The following is a 1,503-nucleotide window of genomic DNA, read 5'->3' on the forward strand; positions in this document are numbered from 1 at the left end:
CGGTAGCGGACTCCGGCAGCCTCTTCCATCCCGTGCAGGGCCACGTTCATCAGCGCCGGGGAGATGATCCCGCCTTGCGGGACGCCCTCCTCGGTCGGCGTGAAGACGCCGCGGTCGAGCACTCCCGCCTTGAGCCACTGCTCGACCAGTCCCCGGGCGGGGAACTGTCCGATGGAGGCCATGAGATGGTCATGGTCGATGCGGTCGAACGCCGCTGCCAGATCCGCGTCAAGGACCCACTGGCGCTTCGGGCTCTTGCCCTTGGCGGCCAGGAAGATCGCTCCGATCGCGTCATGACAGCCACGGCCGGGACGAAATCCGTAGGATCTCGGCTCGAACCGTGCTTCCCACTCGGGTTCCAACGCGTTCAGCGTCACGGCTTGAAGACACCGGTCGATGATCACGGGGATTCCGAGGCCGCGCTGACGGCCATTGGCCTTGGGGATATAGACCCGCCTGACGGGCGAGGGCCTCCATGGAGCAGCCCGGTGCTGTATCCAGTCGGCCAGTTCGGCCTTCCCCTGGGGCAGCAGGACAACCCGTCCGTCGATCCCTGCCGTCTTGCGGCCAGCGTTGATCTCCGTCACCCGCCGCACGCTCACCAGCGTGTTGGAACGGGAGCGGAGCATCAGTTTCTGGAGATTGCGGACCTTCTTGAGGTCCCCTGCCTGTGATGCCGTGAAGATCCGCTGTCTCAGCCGCCGTACTTCGTTCTCCGCGCCCTGCCAGTCGATCGACTGCCAGTCGGTGAAGTCGTCCTCGGGTCCGTTCGCCGTGGTGGCACTGCCATCCTGGACGGTGTCCGGCACGGGAGATGTTGTCACCACGGTGTCTAACTTGTCCTTCGGTTCCAGCGTTGATGATCATCGGGTCCTCACAGGCCCACCTGACCCACGTCAGCACCCTTTCGGGTCCGGGCAGAGCCCGTATCCGGCCGGTTATCCGGAGCGCCAGCGGAGGTGCTGGTCGTCTGCCCCGGTTTCCCGCTGCCTTTCGGCGACCGGCGTTGGCTTCTTGGGTCATCCTGTGCCCGCTGGGGAGTTGGGCCTTCCTCACGGTCGGCTGACCGGCGTCTTCCGTCGCCGGACCCCAACGGGGTTTCCACGTTCCACACGAGTGAGATACGACCGGGGTGGGTGCCCCCTAAACTCCGGGACGGCGATGCTCTCCCGGCTGACGATGGGTGCTCAGCCGGCGCCTGCCGCTTCTCAACGGCCAGTCCTGCACCCCACTGGTGCCTCCCATCGGCGGGGCCCACGATCACGAAGCATCATCAGGGGTTCACTCGCGTTCACCCGTCCGGTCTTCCCCTTGCCTGTGGCTCCCGGATGGAACGGGAGCCCTTGGGCTTCTCCTCCGGGCTTCACACCCAGCCGTTACCGACGGCGCATGCCAGAGTGGGGACGGGCCTTGAGCACTGGCCCGGAACTATCCTGTCGGCAGCAACCACCGTCCTCCTTCAGGTAATTCACTCAAACTCGTGCGACATCGTGTCGCACCCCA

Annotated in this window: 1 protein-coding gene; it reads right to left on the reverse strand. The window is 65.7% G+C overall.

Going from position 1 to position 1,503, the window contains the following annotated elements; translation table 11 throughout:
• Positions 1-809 (reverse strand): reverse transcriptase N-terminal domain-containing protein (locus ACWDA7_RS52825; protein ID WP_450615354.1); only part of this gene is annotated, 809 nt, incomplete at its 3' end.
• Positions 810-1,503 lie beyond the last annotated feature (694 nt).

This window comes from Streptomyces sp. NPDC001156, assembly GCF_053598275.1.